At 57.4% G+C, this 21,907-nt stretch carries 21 protein-coding genes; 4 read left to right on the top strand and 17 right to left on the bottom strand.

The window, feature by feature from the left end; genetic code table 11:
- Positions 1-8: 8 nt before the first annotated feature.
- The 3 genes from FAZ30_RS08490 to FAZ30_RS08480 form a co-directional block, all read right to left on the bottom strand.
- Positions 9-767: an SPOR domain-containing protein gene (locus tag FAZ30_RS08490; RefSeq protein ID WP_124645426.1), complete on the bottom strand. Its 759-nt coding sequence runs from the start codon at positions 765-767 to the stop codon at positions 9-11.
- Between the two features lie 73 nt (positions 768-840).
- Positions 841-2,340: a YifB family Mg chelatase-like AAA ATPase gene (locus FAZ30_RS08485; protein ID WP_124645425.1), complete on the bottom strand. Its 1,500-nt coding sequence runs from the start codon at positions 2,338-2,340 to the stop codon at positions 841-843.
- 6 nt (positions 2,341-2,346) lie between these two features.
- Positions 2,347-2,634: an accessory factor UbiK family protein gene (locus tag FAZ30_RS08480; RefSeq protein WP_124645424.1), complete on the bottom strand. Its 288-nt coding sequence runs from the start codon at positions 2,632-2,634 to the stop codon at positions 2,347-2,349.
- A gap of 273 nt (positions 2,635-2,907) precedes the next feature.
- On the opposite strand from FAZ30_RS08480, the gene glnK reads away from it, so the two are divergent.
- Positions 2,908-3,246, top strand: a complete 339-nt coding sequence (gene glnK, locus FAZ30_RS08475; RefSeq protein ID WP_124645423.1) for a P-II family nitrogen regulator — start codon at positions 2,908-2,910, stop codon at positions 3,244-3,246.
- Positions 3,247-3,270: 24 nt separating this feature from the next.
- A complete protein-coding gene (locus tag FAZ30_RS08470) occupies positions 3,271-4,581 on the top strand; it encodes an ammonium transporter (RefSeq protein ID WP_124645422.1) in 1,311 nt (436 codons plus the stop codon).
- Between the two features lie 160 nt (positions 4,582-4,741).
- Here the strand turns inward: FAZ30_RS08470 and metK are convergent, their stop codons facing one another.
- Complete coding sequence (gene metK / locus FAZ30_RS08465) at positions 4,742-5,911, bottom strand: methionine adenosyltransferase (RefSeq protein WP_124645421.1); 1,170 nt, start codon at positions 5,909-5,911, stop codon at positions 4,742-4,744.
- A 77-nt stretch (positions 5,912-5,988) separates the two neighbouring features.
- Between metK and FAZ30_RS08460 the strand changes: the two genes are divergently transcribed.
- Both FAZ30_RS08460 and FAZ30_RS08455 read left to right on the top strand, forming a co-directional pair.
- A complete protein-coding gene (locus FAZ30_RS08460; protein ID WP_124645420.1) occupies positions 5,989-6,882 on the top strand; it encodes a lysophospholipid acyltransferase family protein in 894 nt (297 codons plus the stop codon).
- The gene (locus tag FAZ30_RS08455) at positions 6,879-7,745 is read left to right on the top strand and encodes a lipid A biosynthesis lauroyl acyltransferase (protein ID WP_124645419.1); all 867 of its coding nucleotides are present in this window, start codon (positions 6,879-6,881) and stop codon (positions 7,743-7,745) included. The genes FAZ30_RS08460 and FAZ30_RS08455 overlap by 4 nt, the downstream gene beginning before the upstream one ends.
- Positions 7,746-7,967: 222 nt before the next feature.
- Here the strand turns inward: FAZ30_RS08455 and FAZ30_RS08450 are convergent, their stop codons facing one another.
- The 13 genes from FAZ30_RS08450 to FAZ30_RS08390 are packed head-to-tail and all read right to left on the bottom strand — an operon-like array spanning position 7,968 to position 21,897.
- Positions 7,968-8,264 (bottom strand): DUF2818 family protein, encoded by a 297-nt coding sequence (locus FAZ30_RS08450; protein ID WP_124645418.1) that lies wholly within the window; start codon positions 8,262-8,264, stop codon positions 7,968-7,970.
- A 16-nt stretch (positions 8,265-8,280) separates the two neighbouring features.
- Positions 8,281-9,735, bottom strand: a complete 1,455-nt coding sequence (gene nuoN, locus FAZ30_RS08445) for an NADH-quinone oxidoreductase subunit NuoN (protein ID WP_124645417.1) — start codon at positions 9,733-9,735, stop codon at positions 8,281-8,283.
- A gap of 18 nt (positions 9,736-9,753) precedes the next feature.
- Positions 9,754-11,250, bottom strand: a complete 1,497-nt coding sequence (locus FAZ30_RS08440; RefSeq protein WP_124645416.1) for an NADH-quinone oxidoreductase subunit M — start codon at positions 11,248-11,250, stop codon at positions 9,754-9,756.
- Positions 11,251-11,293: 43 nt separating this feature from the next.
- On the bottom strand, positions 11,294-13,324 hold the full coding sequence (nuoL, locus tag FAZ30_RS08435; protein ID WP_124645415.1) for an NADH-quinone oxidoreductase subunit L: 2,031 nt from the start codon (positions 13,322-13,324) through the stop codon (positions 11,294-11,296).
- A 35-nt stretch (positions 13,325-13,359) separates the two neighbouring features.
- Complete coding sequence (nuoK, locus tag FAZ30_RS08430; RefSeq protein WP_045847642.1) at positions 13,360-13,665, bottom strand: NADH-quinone oxidoreductase subunit NuoK; 306 nt, start codon at positions 13,663-13,665, stop codon at positions 13,360-13,362.
- 26 nt (positions 13,666-13,691) lie between these two features.
- Entirely contained in the window at positions 13,692-14,336 is a 645-nt protein-coding gene (locus FAZ30_RS08425; protein WP_124645414.1) for an NADH-quinone oxidoreductase subunit J, read from the bottom strand.
- A 9-nt stretch (positions 14,337-14,345) separates the two neighbouring features.
- Positions 14,346-14,825 carry an NADH-quinone oxidoreductase subunit NuoI gene (nuoI, locus tag FAZ30_RS08420; RefSeq protein WP_197077215.1) on the bottom strand — a complete coding sequence of 160 codons (480 nt, stop codon included), beginning with the start codon at positions 14,823-14,825 and terminating at the stop codon, positions 14,346-14,348.
- 26 nt (positions 14,826-14,851) lie between these two features.
- Positions 14,852-15,898 carry an NADH-quinone oxidoreductase subunit NuoH gene (gene nuoH, locus FAZ30_RS08415; RefSeq protein WP_124645413.1) on the bottom strand — a complete coding sequence of 349 codons (1,047 nt, stop codon included), beginning with the start codon at positions 15,896-15,898 and terminating at the stop codon, positions 14,852-14,854.
- 3 nt (positions 15,899-15,901) lie between these two features.
- On the bottom strand, positions 15,902-18,256 hold the full coding sequence (gene nuoG / locus FAZ30_RS08410; protein WP_124645412.1) for an NADH-quinone oxidoreductase subunit NuoG: 2,355 nt from the start codon (positions 18,254-18,256) through the stop codon (positions 15,902-15,904).
- 3 nt (positions 18,257-18,259) lie between these two features.
- Entirely contained in the window at positions 18,260-19,555 is a 1,296-nt protein-coding gene (nuoF, locus tag FAZ30_RS08405; protein WP_124645411.1) for an NADH-quinone oxidoreductase subunit NuoF, read from the bottom strand.
- Positions 19,555-20,055 (bottom strand): NADH-quinone oxidoreductase subunit NuoE, encoded by a 501-nt coding sequence (gene nuoE, locus FAZ30_RS08400; RefSeq protein WP_124645410.1) that lies wholly within the window; start codon positions 20,053-20,055, stop codon positions 19,555-19,557. The genes nuoF and nuoE overlap by 1 nt, the downstream gene beginning before the upstream one ends.
- Positions 20,055-21,308: an NADH-quinone oxidoreductase subunit D gene (locus FAZ30_RS08395; protein ID WP_124645409.1), complete on the bottom strand. Its 1,254-nt coding sequence runs from the start codon at positions 21,306-21,308 to the stop codon at positions 20,055-20,057. The genes nuoE and FAZ30_RS08395 overlap by 1 nt, the downstream gene beginning before the upstream one ends.
- Positions 21,301-21,897 carry an NADH-quinone oxidoreductase subunit C gene (locus FAZ30_RS08390; protein ID WP_124645408.1) on the bottom strand — a complete coding sequence of 199 codons (597 nt, stop codon included), beginning with the start codon at positions 21,895-21,897 and terminating at the stop codon, positions 21,301-21,303. Before FAZ30_RS08390 ends, FAZ30_RS08395 begins: the two co-directional genes overlap by 8 nt.
- Between the last annotated feature and the right edge of the window lie 10 nt (positions 21,898-21,907).

The following is a 21,907-nucleotide window of genomic DNA, read 5'->3' as shown; positions in this document are numbered from 1 at the left end:
TATGACGTTCACTCTGCCTTGACCACGGCAGCATTGATACCATCCTGTTTCAGTTGGGAGCGAATCCGGTCCACATCCTCTTGCTTGCTAAGCGGCCCCACCCTCACCCGATGCACCATGCCCTTGTCAGCCAACGACACGGACTGGATTTTGGCTTCCACACCCAGCAAGGCCAGCTTGGCCTTAAGATTGTCAGCCTCGTTTTCGTTCTGGAAAGCGCCCAGCTGCAGGTAGACCTTTTTGGCCGGAGCAGCTGCGGAAGGTTCCCGCTCCTTGCCATTTGTCTTGCCATCAGCCGGGACGGCATCTACCTGACCCGGCAGAATTTTGTAGAAGTCAAAACGCTGCTCATCCTTGCTAGTGTTGGCAGCGGGTGCAGCCGGCTTGCTCTTGGCTGCGGGAGGCGTTGCGGCCGGAGGAGACACTTCGGCTGGCATAGGTGGGACAGGCGGAGCTTCGACTTTCGCTGGTGCCGAGGCTACGGGAGCGGCAGGCTGTACATCGGCGATCTTGGTACCGGGCTCCAGCAACTCTGTCGACGGAGCCGAAGCCTCAGATGACGAATTTTTGTGATCCAGTTTTTCCAGGTTGGAAAAGGGAGTAGCAGAACGATTCAAATACATCGCCAGCCCAACTGCAACGGCAACACCGACAATCAGGCCAATAACAATGCCTGCCACCATGCCACCACCACCGCTTTTGCCGGCAGTGCGCGCTCGCCCAGAGGACGATGAACGCGACGAATTTTTCACATCACGATTAGCCATGTACTACTACCATTTCCATGCAGTCAATCCGCTCATTATCTATTAAAACTCAGTGAAAATATATTTCACAGCATTATAAGGTCAATCCACTACGTCGCAATTGGATGGCCTGCAGCATATGCTGCCGCCCGAGCCGCACACTGCCATCCATGTCCGCCACAGTGCGCGCAATGCGCAGTATCCGATGATAGCTTCTAGCGGACAAGCCAAGGCGATCCAAGGCCTGTGCCAACAAGCCGAGGACATCGGCACTGGCATGCAGATGGCGCTCAAGCTCTGTCCCGGCCAGACGGGCATTACAGCACCCCTGTCTTTGCAGCTGACGGTCTCTTGCATGCTGTACCCGCTGGCGAATGCTGCTGCTAGCCTCGGCAGGCTGATCACTGGTCAGCTCCTGTGCGCTGAGGTTGGCCACCTGTACATGCATGTCGATGCGGTCCAACAAGGGGCCCGACAATTTACCGACATAGCGGGCAATCTGCTCCGGGGTACACTGGCAACGACCGGAAGGCTGCCCCAGATAGCCGCAAGGACAAGGATTCATGGCGGCAATCAGCTGAAAATCTGCTGGGAAGGTCGCTTGCCGTGCTGCACGGGAAATATGGATTACCTGCGACTCCAAAGGTTCACGCAACACCTCCAACACTTTGCGCTCGAACTCGGGCAACTCGTCCAGAAACAACACACCATGATGTGCCAGGCTGATTTCACCCGGACGAGGATCAGATCCACCCCCGACAAGGGCGACTGCCGAGGCGGTATGGTGCGGGGCACGATACGGTCGTTGCCGCCACTGTGCAGTATGAAAACCGTGCGAACCTAGCGACTGTATTGCGGCGGTTTCCAATGCTTGCTGGTCATCCATAGCGGGCAGAATGCCAGGCAGACGCGAGGCCAGCATGGACTTGCCCGTACCGGGAGGCCCGACCAGCAACAAGCTATGTCCGCCTGCAGCTGCGACTTCCAGTGCGTGCCGTGCGGCTAGCTGGCCCTTTACATCAGCCAGATCAGGATAAACGGGACTGATGCTGTTCTGGTTGACCAAGACGGGTTCACACAACTGCACTCCATTGAGATGGGCACAGACCTGCAACAGGCTGTCGGCTGCATAGACACTTCCCGACAACACCAGTGCAGCTTCAAGAGCACTGTTACGCGGCAAAAAAAACATTCGGCCAGCCTGGCTGGTCTGGCAGGCCATGGCCAATGCACCCCGAATGTCTCTTAACTGCCCGCTGAGTGCTAACTCTCCAGCAAACTCATAGTCAGACAGCTGTGGACACTGCAGTTGGCCAGCCGCAGCCAGAATGCCAATGGCAATCGGCAGATCAAAACGGCCGGAATCCTTGGGCAGATCTGCCGGTGCCAGATTGACAGTAATGCGGCGGGCGGGAAACTCAAAACCGGAATTGATGATGGCAGCTCGCACACGGTCACGGCTTTCCTTTACCTCGGTATCGGGCAGCCCAACGATGGTGAATTGCGGCAGTCCATTGGCCAGGTGTACTTCAACCGCAACTTCCGGAGCCTGCAGCCCCGCCAGTGCGCGGCTTGCGACAACGGCAAGCGCCATCGTCGATCAGGAGTGTCCCAGCTCGGCCTGAGCTTCAGACTTAGCTTGGGCTTCTTCTGGGAAAAGCTGGTTTTCCAGCCGGGCAAGCCGCGCTTCCAGAGCAGTCAGCTTTTCGCGGGTACGGACCAATACTTCTTGCTGGACATCAAACTCTTCCCGGGTCACCAGATCCATACGGGAAAAAGTCGATGCCATCATGGCCTTGATATTCTTTTCGATATCCTTGGCCGGACTGGCAGCGATGGTATCGCTGATCTTGGCGCTGATTTCCTCAAACAATTTCTGACTCAACATTTCAGCTCTCCTTAGGACGGTGGGTTCGATGATCTGTGTTGAGTTTAGCAAAATCCCTTCCGCACTGCAGTTTTGCCCTGGCGCACCAAAGCGGTGCAGTCTATTTATGATAAATGCTCCTCAGTGGTGCCGATGCCTAGTTTCAGCTGGCAAATGCCAGTTGTTGCAAAGAAATTTCTTAGCTAACAGTCAGATAGCAAGCTGGCACGGTTTATGCAATGACCTCCATCAGCTAGGCAAATACACATCTGGGTCCATTACAAAGGAGTGAACATGAAACTGGTCACCGCCGTGATCAAGCCGTTCAAGCTTGATGAAGTACGTGAAGCGCTATCCGCCATTGGCGTACAAGGCATTACCGTCACGGAAGTAAAAGGCTTTGGTCGTCAGAAGGGTCACACCGAGCTCTACCGCGGTGCCGAATACGTAGTGGACTTTCTGCCGAAGGTAAAACTGGAAATCGCCATCGATGACAACCTGCTCGACCAAGTGGTTGAGGCCATCGAGAAATCGGCTCGTACCGGCAAAATCGGTGATGGCAAGATTTTTGTCTTCGACCTTGAACAAATCGTGCGGATCCGGACCGGGGAAACCGGTATCGACGCGGTTTAAGCCACGCTCTACAGGGGAAATGAAATGAAGAAAAAATTTGCTGCATTGGGTACCGGCCTGCTGGCGCTGGCACTCCCGGTTCTGGCTGATGCACCGGCCGGCCCGGCCATGGCCGATTTCAAGGTCATCAATTCGGGCGATACCGCCTGGATGCTGACTTCCACCGCACTGGTGCTGTTCATGACCATTCCGGGTCTGGCACTGTTCTACGGCGGCATGGTCCGCAAGAAAAACGTGCTGGCCACGCTGATGCAGAGCTTTGCCATCACCGCACTGGTGACCGTACTGTGGGCCGTTATCGGTTACAGCCTGGCCTTTACCGTAGGCAGCCCCTACCTGGGCGACCTGAGCCGTTTCCTGCTGAGTGGCATGGATTACCTGGCGGACACCAAGAAGATTGCAGTGCACCCGTCGGCTGGAACCATCCCGGAGTCGGTGTTCATGATGTTCCAGATGACCTTCGCCATCATCACTCCGGCCCTGATCACCGGCGCCTTTGCCGAGCGGATGAAGTTTTCTGCACTACTGATCTTCACCGCGCTGTGGTCGCTGCTGGTTTACGTACCGGTTGCGCACTGGGTCTGGGCTCCGGGCGGCTGGATGGCTGACAAGGGTGTGCTGGATTTCGCTGGTGGCACCGTGGTGCATATCAATGCCGGTATCGCAGGCCTGATCTGTGCACTGGTCATGGGCAAACGTGTGGGTTTTGGCAAGGAAGCCATGCCGCCGCACAACCTGATTCTGACCCTGATTGGTGCTTCCATGCTGTGGTTTGGCTGGTTTGGCTTTAACGCCGGCTCCGCCGTTGCTGCCGATGGTCGTGCCGGCATGGCGATGATGACCACCCAAGTTGCTACTGGCACTGCGGCCCTGGCCTGGATGCTGGTTGAATGGGTGACCAAGCGTAAACCGTCGGTACTGGGTCTGGCATCTGGTGCAGTGGCTGGTCTGGTTGCCATTACCCCTGCGGCTGGCTTCGTGGATGTGAAAGGCGCGCTGGTTATCGGTGCTGCTGCCGGGGCAATCTGCTTCTGGGGTGCCACTGGCCTGAAACACATGCTGGGCTATGACGACTCGCTGGATGCCTTCGGTGTGCATGGTGTGGGCGGTATTGTGGGTGCGCTGCTGACCGGTGTATTCGCGGTTAAGAGCATTGGCGGATCGGAAGGCAGCCTGGCGACACAAGCACTGGGTGTGGGTGTGACCGTGGTGTACTGCGCCATCATCACCTTCATCCTGCTGAAATTGATTGATCTGGTCGTGGGTCTGCGTGTGGCTGAAGACGAAGAACGTGAAGGCCTGGACGTGGTTCTGCATGGCGAACGTGTGGAATAACAGCAGACCAATACCGATTTACTTGTTGTGGTAAGGGACTTAGGGGCGCTTCGGCGCCCTCTTTTTTTGCCTGCCGCAAGAGCCATGTTCGGTTTCAGTGCATAAAAAAAGCACCGGATTCACATCCGGTGCTTTTGCCTTGCTTTAAGCTTCTGCCAGCTTACAGGCCAGCGTCTGCGCGCAGGGCCTCTACCTTGTCGGTGCGTTCCCAGGTGAATTCCGGCTCTTCGCGGCCAAAGTGGCCGTAAGCGGCGGTTTTGCCGTAGATCGGACGCAGCAGGTCCAGCATCTGGATGATGCCTTTCGGACGCAGGTCGAAATGCTTCTTCACCAGCTCCACGATCTTTTCGTTCGGGATCTTGTTGGTGCCGAAGGTATCCACAGCAATCGAGGTCGGCTCAGCCACACCGATCGCGTAAGAAACCTGAATCTGGCATTGACGCGCCAGGCCGGCGGCTACGATGTTCTTGGCCACGTAACGGCCAGCATAGGCTGCCGAGCGGTCGACCTTGGACGGGTCCTTGCCGGAGAAAGCACCACCGCCGTGCGGTGCAGCACCGCCGTAGGTATCGACAATGATCTTGCGACCGGTCAGGCCGCAATCGCCCATCGGGCCGCCAATGACGAAGCGCCCGGTCGGGTTGACCAGGTATTTGGTTTCGGCAGTCAGCATTTCCGGCGGCAGCACCGGCTTGATGATGTCTTCGATCACGGCTTCGGTCAGCGTCTTGTGATCGATTTCCGGGCTGTGCTGGGTGGACAGAACCACGGTGTCAATGCGCTTGGGCAGACCGGTTTCGCCATCGTAGACGCAGGTGATCTGGCTCTTGGCATCCGGACGCAGCCACGGCAGACGGCCATCCTTGCGCAATTCGGCCTGGCGCTGTACCAGACGATGGGCGTAATAGATGGGGAAAGGCATCAGCGTCGGGGTTTCATCGCAGGCGTAGCCGAACATCAGGCCCTGGTCACCAGCACCCTGGTTCAGGTCCATGCCTTCGCCTTCGTTGACACCTTGTGCGATGTCTTGCGACTGCTTGTCGTAGCAGGCCATGACGGCGCAGCCGTGGTAGTCGAAGCCCAGTTCGGAGTTGTCGTAGCCGATGCGCTTGATGGTTTCGCGTGCGACCTTGATGTAGTCGATATTGGCCGAGGTGGTGATCTCGCCAGCCAGCACTACCAGACCGGTATTGACCAGCGTTTCGGCAGCAACGCGAGCGTATTTGTCTTCGCGCAGGATGGCATCGAGGATGGCATCAGAGATTTGGTCGGCGACTTTGTCCGGATGGCCTTCCGATACCGACTCCGACGTAAACAGATATTCGCTCATTTGTTTGTTGATTCCCGAATAAAGCAAAACAGTGTGATGATAAAATAGGCCGCTTTACGATCACCACTGACTAAACCATGTCCAAGCTGGTCCAACTCATGTTGTCCTTGCTGGCGCGTTTGCCGCTGTCGTGGCTGCAAAGTCTCGGCGCCATACTGGGGCGGCTAACTTATCTCGCCTCCCCCCGCTATGCGCAAAGGATGAGAGATAATCTGGCGTCGAGTAAAATCTGTGAAAATTATCAGGTTTTACAAGGACTAGTCAAACAATCCGCACGAGAAACCGGCAAAGGTGCATTGGAATTGTCCATTGCCTGGTGTCGAGAGCCGGAAGACATCGCGGCGCTGGTCAAGGCATGTCACGGCTGGCAGCACGTGGAAGCGGCATTGCAGGCTGGTCGCGGCATCGTGTTCGTTACCCCACACCTGGGCAGCTACGATATCGCAGGACGCTATATCAGCTCGCGCCTGCCCTTTCCGCTTACCGCCATGTATCGCCCGCCCAAGCTTGGCTGGCTGGAGCCGGTCATGCAGGCTGGCCGGGCCAGAGGCAAGGGCAAGACTGCGCCGGCCACCGGTGCCGGCGTCAGAATCCTGATGAAAGCATTGAAGTCCGGCGAGGCAACCATCATCCTGCCCGACCAGGTTCCGGGCAATGGCGAGGGTGTATGGGCGCCTTTTTTTGGCAAACCGGCCTACACCATGAGTCTGGTGCCGCGTCTGGCACAGGTGAGCGGGGTCGAGGTGTTGTTCTTCGTCGGCGAGCGCCTGCCACAGGGAGAGGGCTTTGTCGTGCATATTGAGTCCATGCCGCAGCCTTTCAGCGGTGACAAGGATGCCGACTGCGCCTTGCTCAACCACACTGTGGAAAACCTGATCCGCCGCTTCCCCAGCCAATACCTGTGGAGCTATAACCGTTACAAATGTCCGGCCGGCGTCACTCCGCCAGACCATCTGCAAGGAAACCCATGAAGATCGCTTTTGCCCTGTTGTGGCTGATTCGCCTGCTGCCCATGTGGGCCATTGGCATGCTGGCTGATGCCATTGGCCTGCTTGCCTACCACCTGGCGGCAGATCGTCGCAAGGTAGGGCTAACCAATCTGCGGCTGTGTTTCCCACAGATGACGGAAGCCGAGCGTGTCCAGCTGGTCAAGGCCAACTTCGGCTTCATGATCCGGCTGGCGCTGGAATATGGCGTGGCCTGGTGGAGCTCAGCCGAGCGTATCCGCAAGCTGGTCACCATCAAGAATCTGCATATCGTGGAAGAGCTGCGGGCCAAGGGCGAGGATGTCATCCTGTTCTATCCGCACTTTGTCGGCTTTGAAATGTGCGTGTTTGCGCTCAATCAGGTGCTGCCGCTGGTCAGTGTTTATTCGCAGCAGAAAAACGACACCCTGGACGCACAGATCTATGCGGGTCGCCAGCGCTATGACAACTGCTACATCGTGCCGCGTAATGAAGGGCTGCGCTCCATCATCAAGGCCATGCGCAAGGAGCATACGCCCTTCCTCTACCTGCCCGATCAGGATTTTGGCGCGCGTGACTCAGTCTTCGTGAAATTCTTTGAAAAAGACGCCGCGACCATTACCGGCTTGTCGCGCATCAGCAAGCTGGCCAAGGCGCGCGTTGTACCCTTGATTGCACGCCGGGTTGGGAACCGCTTTGAGCTGGAGTTCTACCCGGCCTGGGAAAACTATCCGAGTGATGACGTGGTAGCCGATACCCGCCGCATGAATGCCTTTCTGGAGGAGCGTATCCGCGAAGTACCTGCGCAGTATTTCTGGCTGCACAAGCGCTTCAAGACCCGGCCAGAGGGTGAGGAACGCATCTATTGATGCAATTTGCGTTTCAGTTCCTGCCTGATTGCTACTGTCCCGGCTACGCGCCGGGTTTTTCTTGTCTTTGCCAGCCGCCTCCTTGTTTCACCTCTACTGCACGCCACTTCAGGCGACGACATAGACTCTGCTGAAAAGCAGCCTGGGCTGACAAGCGTCTCATCCACATACAGCCAATAAAAAACCCGGCCAGAGCCGGGTTCTTCAACAACACAGTACAGCTTAACTGCTACGTTTCTTCCAAAAGGTTTGATACACAAACCCGGGGAAAGCGAACACCAAAAACAGGGCCGCCGTTGTCACGTAAAACTGCCAGTGCTGTGGCTGAACAGGCATCTGCCGCGCTTCCAGAAAGCGGGCAAACACACCGACCAGCACAAACAGCACCAGCAGCTCCAGCAAGCGCCAGCCAAAGTGCTTGTTGCCCATGCGGATCACACCGCCCAGACGCTGGGTCAGGAAGGGCAGATTGGCTGCCACAAAGGCGACAATCAACAAAGTAGCAACACTGGCTTGCATGCTGGCAGCTTTCCTATCAGATAACGGTGAGCGATTGCTTCATCGCCTGAATGCACAACTCGATCACACGCTCCGGCAGCATGCCCAGCACCAGCAAGGCCAGTGCATTGATGGACAGCACCAGCTTCATGTCAGCACGCATCACGATGGCCGACGTATCCTGGGCTTCATCAAAGTAGATGTTCTTCACTACGCGCAGGTAGTAGAAGGCACCGATCAGCGACATCATCACGGCAATGATGGCCAGCCAGTACAGGTGAATGTCCACGATAGCCTTGATCACGGCAAACTTGGCATAGAAACCTGCCAGCGGCGGCACACCGGCCATGGAGAACATGGTCAGCAGCATCAGCAGGGCATACCAGCTGTTGCGGCTGTTCAGGCCCTTCAGGTCATCCAGGGTTTCGCATTCGAAACCGGCACGGGACAGACCCAGCAGGATGCCGAAGCTCACCATGGACATCAGCACATAGATCAGCGAGTAGAACAGTGCAGCGGCATAGCCTTCCGGCGTACCGGCCAGCAGGCCAAGCAGCAGGAAGCCCATGTGCGAGATGGTGGAGTACGCCAGCATGCGCTTGATATTGGTCTGAGCAATGGCGGTGATGTTACCGATGGCCATCGACAGCACGGCAACCAGTGCCAGCATCGCTTGCCAGTCAGCCACCATGGCCTCCATGCCTTGCACCAGGATGCGCAGCACGAATACAAAGGCAGCCAGCTTGGGTGCAGCACCAATCATCAGCGTCACGGCAGTGGCCGAACCCTGATACACGTCCGGTACCCACATATGGAAGGGAACCGTACCCAGCTTGAAGCACAAGCCAGCCACGATGAACACCAGGCCAAACACCAGCAACATATCGTTGGCAGTGTGCATCTTGATGGCCTTGGCTACCAAGGCCAGGTCCAGCGTGCCGGTGGCACCGTAAACCATGGAAATACCGTAGAGCAGCAGGCCGGAAGCCAGCGCACCCAGTACGAAGTATTTCATGGCAGCTTCGGTTGCCTTCACTTCATCACGTTGCAAGGCGATCAGCGAGTACAGCGACAGCGACAGCAGTTCCAAGCCCATGTACAGCGACAGGAAGTGCGACGCCGACACCATGATGTTCATGCCCAGCAGGGCGAACACGGCCAGGGTGAAGAACTCGCCACGGAACAGACCCCGATCAGCAATGTACTGACGGCTGTATACCAGCACCATGGCGGTGCTGCCGTACATGGCCAGCTTCACCAGACTGGACAGCGCATCGCTAACAAACATGCCGGAGAAACTATGCACCGGCACGGCGGAGTAGGTATACACCTGCAGCGCCGCACAGCCTGCCAGAGTCAGCAGGGTGAGGCCGTAGGTGATGCCGCGCTTCGCATCCGAAATGAAAGCATCGAGCATGAGGATGACCAGCATCGCCAGGAACATGAACAGTTCGGGCAAGGCAGGCATCAGGTTCAGATCAGCCCAATTCATTATGTTTTCCTTATGGCCTTAGAGCTTGGTCTGCGCAACATGCGCAATCAGGTCATTCACCGACAGGTGCATCTTTTCGACGAAGCCTTGCGGGTACAGACCCATGCCCAGCACTGCAATGGCCAGCACGGCCAGCACCAGGAATTCGCGTTTGTTCACATCAGCCATTTCTTCCACATGGTGATTGCTCACCTCGCCGAAGATCACCCGCTTGTACATCCACAGGGTGTAGGCAGCGCCAAAGATCAGCGTAGTGGCAGCCAGAGCCGCATACCAGAAATTCACCTGAACTGCGCCCATGATCACCATGAACTCACCGGCAAAACCGGAAGTAGCCGGCAGGCCGGAGTTGGCCATGGCAAACAGCATCATGAAAGCGGCAAAGATAGGCATCTTGTTCGCCACACCACCGTAGTCGGCAATGTTGCGGCTGTGTACGCGGTCATACATCACACCGATACAGAAGAACATGCCGGCGGAAACAAAGCCGTGCGACACCATCTGAACCAGCGCACCTTCCACAGCCCACTGGTTCAGGTGCGAACCGCTGAACATGAACAGACCCAGGGTAACGAAGCCCATGTGAGAAATGGAGGAGTAAGCCACCAGTTTCTTCATATCGCTCTGTACCAGCGCCACCAGGCCGATATACACCACGGCTACCAGCGACAGCGCCACCATGATCCACGACAGTTCACGTGCCGCATCCGGCAGGATGGGCAGGGCAAACCGCAAGAAACCATAAGCACCGATCTTCAGGGTAATCGCTGCCAGCACCATGGAGCCGCCAGTCGGGGCTTCAACGTGGGCATCCGGCAACCAGGTATGAACCGGCCACATCGGTACCTTGACTGCAAACGACAGGAAGAAGGCGATGAACAGCAGGATCTGCACGTTCAGCGGAATCTTGGCAATCGCCTGGAAAGCCTGGATGTCGAAGGTCTTGCCAGCCTGGAAGTACAGGTAGATCAAGGCCACCAGCATCAGCAGCGAGCCGAGCAGGGTGTACAGGAAAAACTTGAAAGACGCATACACACGACGCGGACCACCCCAGACACCGATGATGAGATACATCGGAATCAGCATGCCTTCAAAGAAGACATAGAACAGGATGGCATCCAGTGCGGCGAACGCACCGTTGATCAGACCAGACATGATCAGGAAGGCGGCCATGTACTGCGCCGGACGCTTCTGGATGACCTGCCAGCCAGCCAGCACCACCATCAGAGTGGTGAAGCTGTTGAGGATGACGAACAGCATGGAAATGCCGTCCACGCCCAGGTGGTACTGGATGCCGAACGAGGCAATCCACGGCTTCACTTCCTCAAACTGCATGCCACCGTTGAGGTTGTCGAAGCCGGTAAACAGCGGCAGAGACAGCAGGAAACCGATCAAGGCACCGGCTACTGCCAGCCAGCGGGCCAGATTGGCCCGTTGGTCTCCTCCCGTAGCCAGCACCAGCAACCCGGCCACGATAGGGGCCCAGATCACCAGACTTAACTGATTTGTGAACATAGTCAAAACCTAAGTAGTTATTCCAATTCCAGAGGTCTGGGCCTTAGCGCAGGATGATCTGCGAGAACCACAGCGTCATCAATGCCAGCACGCCGATAATCATGGTCATGGCGTAGCTGTAGATGAAACCGGTCTGCAGCTTGCGTACCAGCTTGGAGAAGGTTCCCACCAGCTTGGCTGCACCATTCACCACCAGGCCATCGATCAGCAGCATGTCACCCACCTTCCAGAAGAAGGTACCCAGGGCGCGCGAGCCCTTGGCGAACACGGCGTAGTACAGCTCGTCCAGGTAGTACTTGTTTTCCAGTACCTGATTGATGAAGCTGAACTTCTGCTTGATGGCGGCCGGAATCTGCGGAGCCTTCATGTAGAAGAACCAGGCTGTCACCACACCGGCCAGGGCCAGCAGGAAAGGCAGCGAGGTAAAGGCGTGCATGCCCATGGCGCTGGCACCGTGGAATTCATGCGCCAGTTCTTCCAGTGCCGGGTGTGCCTCGCTGTGAATGGCGATGACACCCTTGAAGAAGGAACCGTAAACCAGCGGTTCGATGGCGAAGAAACCAACCAGTACCGACGGAATGGCCAACAGCACCAGCGGCAGGGTCACCACCCACGGCGATTCATGCGGCTTGTCATTCGGACCCAGACCATGGTGATGGTCATGGTCGTCGTGACCGTGATGGTGATCATCCTTTTTCTCCATCCAGCGTTCCTTGCCATGGAAGACCAGGAAGTACATGCGGAAGGAGTAGAAGGCCGTCACGAACACACCGGCAATCACCGCGAAGTAGGCAAAACTGGCTGCCGGCAGGTGCGACAGCTGTACCGCTTCAATGATGGAGTCTTTGGAATAGAAACCGGAGAAGAACGGGGTACCGATCAGCGCCAGCGAACCCAGCAGCGAAGTCAGCCAGGTAATCGGCATGTACTTGCGCAGGCCGCCCATATTGCGCATGTCCTGATCATGGTGCATGCCCATGATGACCGAACCGGCGCCAAGGAACAGCAGTGCCTTGAAGAAGGCGTGGGTCATCACATGGAACATGGCGACCGGGTAGGCCGAAGCGCCCAGGGCAACCGTCATGTAACCGAGCTGCGACAGGGTGGAATAAGCCACCACGCGCTTGATGTCATTCTGCACGATGCCAAGGAAGCCCATGAACAGCGCGGTGATCGAACCAGCCACCAGGATCACGTTCAGCGCAGTATCGGACAGTTCGAACAGCGGGCTCATGCGCGACACCATGAAGATACCGGCCGTCACCATGGTGGCGGCGTGGATCAGCGCGGAGATCGGAGTCGGACCTTCCATCGAGTCCGGCAGCCACACGTGCAGCGGGAACTGTGCCGACTTACCCATGGCACCGATGAACAGCAGGATGCAGGTAACGCTCAGCAGCGACCAGTCGTGGCCCGGGATGATCTGGATGGTTTTGCTGGCCAGCGCCGGTGCTGCAGCGAATACATCGCTGTAATTCAGCGAACCGCCGAAGTAAGCCAGTACCAAGCCGATGCCCAGCAGGAAACCGAAGTCACCCACACGGTTGACCAGGAAGGCTTTCAGGTTGGCGTAGATCGCGGTCGGACGCTTGAACCAGAAGCCGATCAGCAGGTAGGACACCAGGCCCACCGCTTCCCAACCGAAGAACAGCTGGATGAAGTTGTTGCTCATCACCAGCATCAGCATCGAGAAGGTAAACAGCGAGATATAGCTGAAGAAGCGCTGATAGCCGGGATCTTCCTGCATATAGCCGATGGTGTAGATATGCACCATCAGCGACACGAAGGTCACGACCACCAGCATCATTGCCGTCAGCGAATCCACCAGGAAGCCGACGGAGAACTCATAGCCACCGACGGTCAGCCAGGTATAGACCGGCGCGTTGAAGACTTCTGCCTGCCCGCTAAGGAAGGCATAAAGTACCTTGAAGGACAGGGCTGCCGAGACTGCCACGCCGAGAATCGTCACGACGTGGGAAGCGCGGCGGCCGATTGCCCATCCAAACAAGCCTGCGATGATGGATCCCACCAGTGGTGAGAGCGCAATCAGCAGGTATAAGCTTTTCATATCCATGCTTGTGTGCTTTGTAGTTTGGTAACCGGTTTGCCTTAGCCCTTGAGGCTGCCCAGGTCTTCAACGTTGATGGTCCGCATATTGCGGAACAGCACCACCAGAATGGCCAGACCAATGGCCGACTCTGCCGCTGCTACCGTCAGGATGAAGAATACGAAAATCTGGCCTGCTGTATCGGACAGGTAATGCGAGAAGGCAATGAAATTGAAATTCACTGCCAGCAGCATCAGTTCGATGGCCATCAACAGCACGATCAGGTTCTTCCGGTTCAGGAAAATCCCCAGCACGCTGATGGCAAACAGGATTGCGGCCAGCACCAGGAAGTGAGTTAGTGTCAGCACATTTCCTCCCTTATGTTGTTCGGCCGTCAGGCCTGTTGCTCACCGGACTCGGCAGTATCGGCCGCTTCCACATTTTTTTCGGCTTGCATCTTCACGATGCGCACACGGTCCTGACTGCGAACCTTGACCTGATCTGCAGCATCCACCACCTTGGTGTCCTTGCGGCTACGCTGGGTCAGACCGATGGCAGCCACCATGGCCACCAACAGCACCACAGCAGCCAGTTCGAACGGCAGCAGGTAGGTGGTGTACAGCTGGCGACCCAGTACCTTCACATTGCTGGCATCAGCCGCCAGCGCCGCACCGGCTTTGTAGTCAGCCAGACCGGTATGCGGATTGGTCAGGATCAGCACCATTTCGAAAGCCATGATCAGGCCAACGGTGGCAGCCACCGGGAAATTGCGCCAGAAACCCTCGCGCAGTTTTTCCACGTTGATGTCCAGCATCATCACCACAAACAGGAACAGCACCATCACCGCGCCCACATAAACCAGTACCAGGGTAATGGCCAGGAACTCGGACTGCAGCAGTAGCCAATGACCAGAGCTGGTGAAGAAAGCCAGCACCAAGTACAACACGGCGTGAACCGGGTTCTTGGCAGTGACCACCCGTATCGCCGCAAACAGCAAAATGGCGGACAGGATGTAGAAAATAACCGTAGTCATGCTCATGAGGCCCCCTTAGCGGTACTTGGCATCCGCCGCCTTGTTGGCAGCGATTTCGGCCTCGTACTTGTCGCCAACCGCCAACAGCATCGGCTTGGTGTAGTACAGGTCGCCACGTTTTTCACCGTGGTATTCGAAGATGTGCGTTTCCACGATTGCGTCGACGGGGCAGGCCTCTTCGCAGAAACCGCAGAAAATGCACTTGGTCAGATCGATGTCGTAGCGGGAAGTACGGCGCGTGCCATCTTCACGTTGCTCAGACTCGATCGAGATGGCCATTGCCGGGCACACTGCCTCGCACAACTTACAGGCAATGCAACGCTCTTCACCGTTGGCATAGCGGCGCTGCGCATGCAGGCCACGGAAGCGTGGGGAAATCGGCGTCTTCTCTTCCGGGAACTGGACGGTGATCTTGCGGGCAAAGAAATAGCGCCCGGTCAGCATCAGGCCCTTGACCAGCTCCACCAGCAGGAAGGTTTTGAAAAAGTTGCGAATCGTATCCATGTTCTTTACCTATCCCCTCAGTTCCACAGCGACAGCGGGGTCATCATCCAGATACCCAGGACCAGGATCCACACCAGGGTGACCGGAATGAACACCTTCCAGCCCAAACGCATGATCTGGTCATAGCGATAGCGCGGGAACGTGGCACGGAACCACAGGAAGCAGAACAGTACAAACGCCATCTTCATGGCCAGCCAGAAGAAACCGCCGGCACCCAGCAGGCCCCAGCTTGCCGGGAAGGGTGACAGCCAGCCGCCCAAGAACAGGATGGAAGTCAGTGCCGATACCAGAATCATGTTGGCGTATTCAGCCAGGAAGAACACCGCAAACGCCATGCCGGAGTATTCCACGTGGAAACCGGCCACGATTTCGGATTCACCTTCAGCCACGTCAAACGGTGCGCGGTTGGTTTCAGCCACGCCAGAGATCAGGTAGACGATGAACAGCGGGAACAACGGCAGCCAGTTCCAGGAGAACAGCGAACCACCAGCCATGCCATGCCCCTGCTGCTTGACGATGTCAACCAGATTGAGGCTGCTGGATACCATCAGTACACCGACCAGCGCAAAGCCCATGGCCAGTTCGTAAGAAACGATCTGGGCCGCGGAACGCATCGCACCAAGGAAGGAGTACTTGGAGTTACCCGCCCAGCCAGCGACGATGATGCCGTATACACCGATGGACGACAGCGCCAGGATGTACAGCAACGAGGCGTTGACATTAGCCAGCACCAGCGTGTCACTGAAGGGAACCACCGCCCAGGCAGCCAGTGCCGGGCCAATGGCCAGCACCGGAGCCAGCAGGAACAAGCCCTTGCTGGACTGCGCCGGCAGAATGATTTCCTTCATCAACAGCTTGAGGCCGTCAGCCAGAGGCTGCAGCAGACCCAGCGGACCAACCCGGTTGGGGCCGATACGGATCTGCATGTAGCCGATTACCTTGCGTTCAAAGTAGGTCAGATACGCGACGGCAATCATCATCGGAGCCACGATGGCGATGATCTTGAGCAGGGTCCACACCGTGAGCCCCGCTTCATTACCGAGAATGCCTTGCAAGAACTCCATGTTTTACCCCTGTGTAAGCTCGATGGAATCGAACATGCCACCCAGACCAACAGTCAGCGGATGTGCCGTTGCCAGACGTACCGTGTCAGCCGGCAGGCTGTCATCAGCCTCGACCAGCACCTTGAGCTCGCCAGAACCCTGACGCAGCAAGCCTTCCTTGCCGGCGGCCATATTCAGGCGGGCCAACAGGCTGGAATGGGCAGTTGCCAGCGGTGCAGCAGCATCAGCAGTCTGCTGCAGCGACTGGGCGCGGCGGCAGATGGCATCAGCCTGGTACAGCGGGACTTCACCGATACGCACCAGACCAGTTGCCGCAGCGGTATTCACCGCCACATCACCCAGTGCATTATTGAAGGCCGACTCCAGCGCGCCCTTGGCCAGCAGTTCGGCACGGACTTCTTCCGCACTGTTCTGCTCGAAACCGGTCAGACCCAGCATATTGCCCAGCACGCGCATGACCTTCCAGGCCGGACGGGTTTCGCCCAGCGGGCGGACCACGCCGTTGAAGGACTGCAGCTTGCCTTCCATATTGACGAAGGAACCCGCAGTTTCCGAGAACGGGGCAATCGGCAGCAGCACATCGGCGTAATCCAGCAGCCCTGCGCCCTTGTAGGCAGTCAGTGCGATCACGGTGGCAGCCTGCTTCATAGCGGCCACGGCAGCTTGCGGATTGTAGCTGTCGAATTCCACTTCGGTATTCAGCAGGAAGTAAGCCTTGCGCGGCGCGGCGATCATCGCGGCGGCGTTCAGGCCAGCCGTGGTGGTGGCACCAAAAGCGGCACGGTGCGGCAAGACACCCACCAGCTCGGCACCGGTGCTATTGGCAGCTTCAGCCAACAGGCCAAAACGTGCGCCGGTCAGCGCGGCGATTTCCTGCGCCAGCTTCAGCAGCTGGGCAAAGGCCGGATGGTGTTGTGCCACATTGCCCAGCACGATGGCGGCGCTTTCGCTACCTGCCAAGCTGGCGGCAATCGCTTGCGCCTCGGCACCCACGGTTACGGCAGCCAGATCGACGGCGGTTTGGGCAGACTTGATCTCAACCACAGCCTTCAGCACCTGGGCCAGTGCATTGACCAGCGCCAGCGGCGATACGATCAGCTTGGCATTGAGTGCAGTCAGCAGGGCATCGTCGGCAACGTGGATCACGTTGAGCGCACTACCCTTCTTCACTGCCTGACGCAGATGAGAAGCCAGCAGCGGCTGTTCCTTGCGCTGGGTGCTACCCACCACCAGGATGGACTTGGCAGCAGTCAGCTCGGCAATGCTGGAACCCAGCCACTGCGCACCCTGCTGGGCGGCATCGGCGGAGAAGTCACTGCGACGCAGACGGTAGTCGATATTGTTGACACCGAAGGCACGGGCCAGTTTTTGCGCCAGATACAGCTCTTCGGTGGTGGAGTGCGGACTGGTGAGGAAACCGATGGCATCCTTGCCATGATCGGCCGATACGCCGTTCAGGCCCTTGACCACATACGCCAGCGCGGTTTCCCAGTCGGTTTCGTGCCACTTGCCGTCGAACTTGATCATCGGCTTTTGCAGACGTTCGGCGGAGTTCAGGCCTTCGTAGGAGAAACGGTCGCGGTCGGCGATCCAGCACTCGTTGATGGCTTCGTTTTCCAGCGGCAGAACACGCATCACTTCGTTGCTCTTGACCTGCACCACCAGATTGGAACCCAGACCATCGTGCGGGCTGACCGATTTGCGGCGCGACAGCTCCCAAGCACGGGTGCTGTAGCGGAAAGGCTTGGAAGTCAGCGCACCCACCGGGCAGAGGTCGATGACGTTGCCGGAGATTTCCGAATTCACGGTCTTGCCCAGGTAAGGCATGATTTCCGAGAATTCGCTACGGTTGGCCATGCCGATTTCCTGGAAGCCGCCGATTTCTTCGGTGAAGCGTACGCAGCGGGTGCAATGAATGCAGCGCGACATTTCTTCTGCGGAAACCAGCGGGCCCATATCCTTGCCAACTACGCTGCGCTTTTCTTCCTGATAACGGGAAGAAGAGTTGCCATAGCCTACGGCGAGATCCTGCAACTGACACTCACCGCCCTGATCGCAAATCGGGCAATCCAGCGGGTGGTTGATCAGCAGGAATTCCATCACGCCGGCTTGCGCCTTCTTGGCCATGTCGGAATGGGTATGCACCTTCATGCCGTCGGTCACCGGCGTAGCGCAGGCGGGTAGCGGCTTGGGTGCTTTTTCCACTTCCACCAGACACATGCGGCAGTTGGCGGCGATGGATAGTTTCTTGTGATAGCAGAAGTGAGGGATGTAGGTACCCACGGAATGGGCGGCATCCATCACGGTACTGCCTTGCGGGACAGTCAGTTTTTTACCGTCGATTTCGATTTCAAGCATCGCTCAACACCATTTGTGGTCCACCAAGGGCTTCTTGTGCTCGATCAGGTACTCGAACTCATTGCGGAAGTGCTTGGTGAAACTGCGAACCGGGAACACGGCAGCATCTGCCAGTGCACAGATGGTACGGCCGGCCATGTTATTGCCTACCGAATCCAGGAGCTCCAGATCACCCGGGCGACCTTCACCCTGGGCAATGCGATGGATCACCTTGTACAGCCAGCCGGTGCCTTCGCGGCACGGCGTGCACTGGCCGCAGGATTCTTCGTGATAGAAGTAGGCCAGACGCTCCAGCGCCTTCACCATACACACATCTTCATTCATCACGATGACAGCGCCCGAACCGAGCATGGAGCCGGCCTTGGCAATGCTGTCGTAGTCCATGGTGCATTGCATCATGACGTCGCCAGGCAGGATGGGGGCGGAAGAACCACCCGGAATCACTGCCTTCAGCTTTTTGCCATCACGCATGCCGCCGGCCATTTCCAACAGTACCGAGAACGGGGTACCCAGCGGAATCTCGTAGTTACCCGGACGATTCACATGGCCCGACACGGAGAACAGCTTGGTGCCGCCATTATTCGGTTTGCCCGCTTCCAGGAACTTCTGTGCACCATCACGGATGATGAAAGGCACGGAGGCGAAGGATTCGGTGTTGTTGATGGTGGTGGGCTTGCCGTACAGACCGAAGCTGGCCGGGAACGGCGGCTTGAAGCGCGGCTGGCCTTTTTTGCCTTCCAGCGATTCCAGCAGCGCAGTTTCCTCACCGCAGATGTAGGCACCATAACCATGGTGGGCGAACAGATCGAAGCTGAAATCGCTGCCCAGGATGTTGTTGCCAAGGAAACCAGCCTGGCGGGCTTCATCCAGTGCGGCTTCGAATAGTTCGTACTCTTCGAAGATTTCACCGTGGATGTAGTTGTAACCAGCCTTGGTACCCATGGCATAACCGGCGATGATCATGCCTTCGATCAGGGCGTGCGGATTGAAACGCAGAATGTCGCGGTCCTTGAAAGTACCCGGCTCACCCTCGTCGGTATTGCACACCACGTATTTGTCGCCCGGAAAGGAGCGCGGCATGAAGCTCCACTTCAGGCCGGTGGGGAAGCCCGCACCGCCACGACCGCGCAGGCCGGAATTTTTCACTTCGGCAATCACGTCCTCTTGCGCCATCTTGGATTCGATGATGCGACGCAGAGCCTGGTAGCCGCCACGGGCCACATAGGCCTCCAGCTTCCAGCAATCCTGTGCAGAGGTATCGATGCCGTCGAAAATCACACCATTGACGAAGACTGCCATTAGTTCAACTCCGCCAGTTTCTTGTCGATTGCTTCGGGCGTCATGAAGCTGCACATCTTGTGGTTGTTCACCAGCAAGACCGGCGCATCGCCGCAGGCTCCCATGCACTCCCCTTCCAGCAAGGTGTACTTGCCGTCAGCACTGGTTTCGCCAATGGCGATGCCCAGTTTCTTGGAGATGTACTCGGCAGCGTTGACGCCACCGGACAGGGCACAGGGCAGATTGGTGCAGACCGTGATCTTGTACTGCCCAACCGGCTTCATGTCGTACATGTTGTAGAAGGTGGCGACTTCGTAAGCAGCTACCGGCGCAATCTGCAGGTAGTTGGCAACGAATTCGATCACCTCGGTATTCAGACAGCGCTCTTCCGGTGTCTTGCCGGTTTCACGGCGCTCCACCAGGGCAATGCGCAGCGCGCCCATGACCGCCGAGCGTTTCTGGTCGGCCGGATACTTGGCGACTTCGCGGTCAATGGCGGCGAGTGATTGTGCGGATAGCATTAGCGGTCGATCTCCCCAAACACGATATCCTGGGTACCGATGATGGCCACCACGTCGGCAATCATGTGGCCCGTAGCCATTTCATTGAGGGCTGCCAGATGTGGAAAGCCCGGGGCACGGATTTTCAGTCGGTACGGCTTGTTGGCGCCGTCGGATACCAGATAGATACCGAACTCACCCTTCGGATGCTCTACCGCGGCGTAGGCTTCGCCTTCCGGCACATGCATGCCTTCGGTAAACAGCTTGAAGTGGTGAATCAGGTCTTCCATATTCGACTTCATGCCCTCGCGGGACGGTGGAGCCACTTTATGGTTGTCGGTGATGACCGGACCCGGATTGTCACGCAGCCAAGCCACGCATTGCTGGATGATGCGGTTGGACTGGCGCATTTCTTCCACGCGCACCAGATAGCGATCATAGCTGTCGCCGCCCTTGCCCACCGGAATATCAAAATCCATGCGATCGTAAACATCGTAGGGCTGCTTTTTACGCAGATCCCACTCGATGCCGGAACCACGCAGCATCGGGCCGGAAAAGCCCAGATTCTTGGCACGTTCCGGGCTGACTACGCCAATGCCAACGGTACGCTGCTTCCAGATACGGTTATCGGTCAGCAGGGTTTCATATTCGTCAACATAGCCAGGGAAGCGCTTGGTGAAGTCGTCAATGAAGTCCAGCATCGAACCCTTGCGGCCTTCGTTCAGGCGCGCGAGTTCCTTGGCATTCTTGATCTTGGAGATGGTGTACTGCGGCATGGAGTCCGGCAGATCACGGTAAACGCCACCCGGACGGAAATAGGCGGCATGCATACGGGCACCGGACACGGCTTCGTAGCAGTCCATCAGATCCTCGCGCTCACGGAAAGCGTACAGGAACATGGTCATGGCGCCGATGTCGATGGCGTGTGCGCCAATCCACAGCAGGTGGTTCAGGATACGGGTGATTTCGGCAAACATCACGCGGATGTATTGCGCGCGCAGCGGCACTTCGATCTGTAGCAGCTTTTCGATGGCCAGGCAGTAGGCGTGCTCGTTGCACATCATGGATACGTAGTCGAGACGATCCATATACGGCAAAGACTGGATGAAAGTCTTGCTTTCAGCCAGCTTCTCGGTACCGCGATGCAAGAGGCCGATATGCGGGTCGGCACGCTGGATGACTTCGCCGTCCAGTTCCAGCACCAGACGCAATACGCCGTGGGCTGCCGGGTGCTGGGGACCGAAGTTCAGCGTGTAGTTACGGATCTCAGCCACCGTAGTTCTCCTCACGAATGATGCGCGGGGTAATTTCGCGCGGCTCAATGGTGACCGGCTGGTAGATCACGCGCTGCTGGGTCGGGTCGTAACGCATTTCAACATGACCGGACAGCGGGAAATCCTTGCGGAAAGGATGGCCGACAAAGCCATAGTCGGTCAGGATGCGACGCAGGTCGGGGTGACCTTCGAAGACGATGCCGTACAGGTCGAAGGCTTCGCGCTCGAACCAGTTGGCAGCATTCCATACCGGATTGACCGATGCGAGCAGCGGGAAGCTGTCATCCTCGGCAAATACGCGCAAACGGATACGAACATTGTGCTTGAGCGACAGCAGGTGGTAGACCACGGCAAAGCGCGGGCCATCCCATACTTCGTCGCGATAGGCACTGTAGTCCATACCGCACAGGTCAATCAGTTGTTCGAAAGAAAGTTCAGCATGATCACGCAGCGTGGTGGCCACGGCGATCAGATCTGCCGCCTTGCAGACGATGGTCAGTTCATCGAGGGCCAGCGTGCTTGAAACAAGCTTGTCGCCCAGCACCCGCTCGACGACCGATCCCAATGCTTCCATTTTCTTGGAGGCCATAAGTGCTTAC

Source organism: Aquitalea aquatilis (assembly GCF_005155025.1).
GTDB classification, from domain to species: domain Bacteria; phylum Pseudomonadota; class Gammaproteobacteria; order Burkholderiales; family Chromobacteriaceae; genus Aquitalea; species Aquitalea aquatilis.
Note: the sequence above shows the minus strand (reverse complement) of the source record. Positions and strands in the feature narration are given on the sequence as shown.

What these genes read in the sequence shown, in the direction of transcription:
- FAZ30_RS08490 (WP_124645426.1), bottom strand. Translation starts at nt 767, where the DNA reads ATGGCTAATCGTGATGTGAAAAATTCGTCGCGTTCATCGTCCTCTGGG.
- FAZ30_RS08485 (WP_124645425.1), bottom strand. Translation starts at nt 2,340, where the DNA reads ATGGCGCTTGCCGTTGTCGCAAGCCGCGCACTGGCGGGGCTGCAGGCT.
- FAZ30_RS08480 (WP_124645424.1), bottom strand. Translation starts at nt 2,634, where the DNA reads ATGTTGAGTCAGAAATTGTTTGAGGAAATCAGCGCCAAGATCAGCGAT.
- glnK (WP_124645423.1), top strand. Translation starts at nt 2,908, where the DNA reads ATGAAACTGGTCACCGCCGTGATCAAGCCGTTCAAGCTTGATGAAGTA.
- FAZ30_RS08470 (WP_124645422.1), top strand. Translation starts at nt 3,271, where the DNA reads ATGAAGAAAAAATTTGCTGCATTGGGTACCGGCCTGCTGGCGCTGGCA.
- metK (WP_124645421.1), bottom strand. Translation starts at nt 5,911, where the DNA reads ATGAGCGAATATCTGTTTACGTCGGAGTCGGTATCGGAAGGCCATCCG.
- FAZ30_RS08460 (WP_124645420.1), top strand. Translation starts at nt 5,989, where the DNA reads ATGTCCAAGCTGGTCCAACTCATGTTGTCCTTGCTGGCGCGTTTGCCG.
- FAZ30_RS08455 (WP_124645419.1), top strand. Translation starts at nt 6,879, where the DNA reads ATGAAGATCGCTTTTGCCCTGTTGTGGCTGATTCGCCTGCTGCCCATG.
- FAZ30_RS08450 (WP_124645418.1), bottom strand. Translation starts at nt 8,264, where the DNA reads ATGCAAGCCAGTGTTGCTACTTTGTTGATTGTCGCCTTTGTGGCAGCC.
- nuoN (WP_124645417.1), bottom strand. Translation starts at nt 9,735, where the DNA reads ATGAATTGGGCTGATCTGAACCTGATGCCTGCCTTGCCCGAACTGTTC.
- FAZ30_RS08440 (WP_124645416.1), bottom strand. Translation starts at nt 11,250, where the DNA reads ATGTTCACAAATCAGTTAAGTCTGGTGATCTGGGCCCCTATCGTGGCC.
- nuoL (WP_124645415.1), bottom strand. Translation starts at nt 13,324, where the DNA reads ATGGATATGAAAAGCTTATACCTGCTGATTGCGCTCTCACCACTGGTG.
- FAZ30_RS08425 (WP_124645414.1), bottom strand. Translation starts at nt 14,336, where the DNA reads ATGAGCATGACTACGGTTATTTTCTACATCCTGTCCGCCATTTTGCTG.
- nuoH (WP_124645413.1), bottom strand. Translation starts at nt 15,898, where the DNA reads ATGGAGTTCTTGCAAGGCATTCTCGGTAATGAAGCGGGGCTCACGGTG.
- nuoG (WP_124645412.1), bottom strand. Translation starts at nt 18,256, where the DNA reads ATGCTTGAAATCGAAATCGACGGTAAAAAACTGACTGTCCCGCAAGGC.
- nuoF (WP_124645411.1), bottom strand. Translation starts at nt 19,555, where the DNA reads ATGGCAGTCTTCGTCAATGGTGTGATTTTCGACGGCATCGATACCTCT.
- nuoE (WP_124645410.1), bottom strand. Translation starts at nt 20,055, where the DNA reads ATGCTATCCGCACAATCACTCGCCGCCATTGACCGCGAAGTCGCCAAG.
- FAZ30_RS08390 (WP_124645408.1), bottom strand. Translation starts at nt 21,897, where the DNA reads ATGGCCTCCAAGAAAATGGAAGCATTGGGATCGGTCGTCGAGCGGGTG.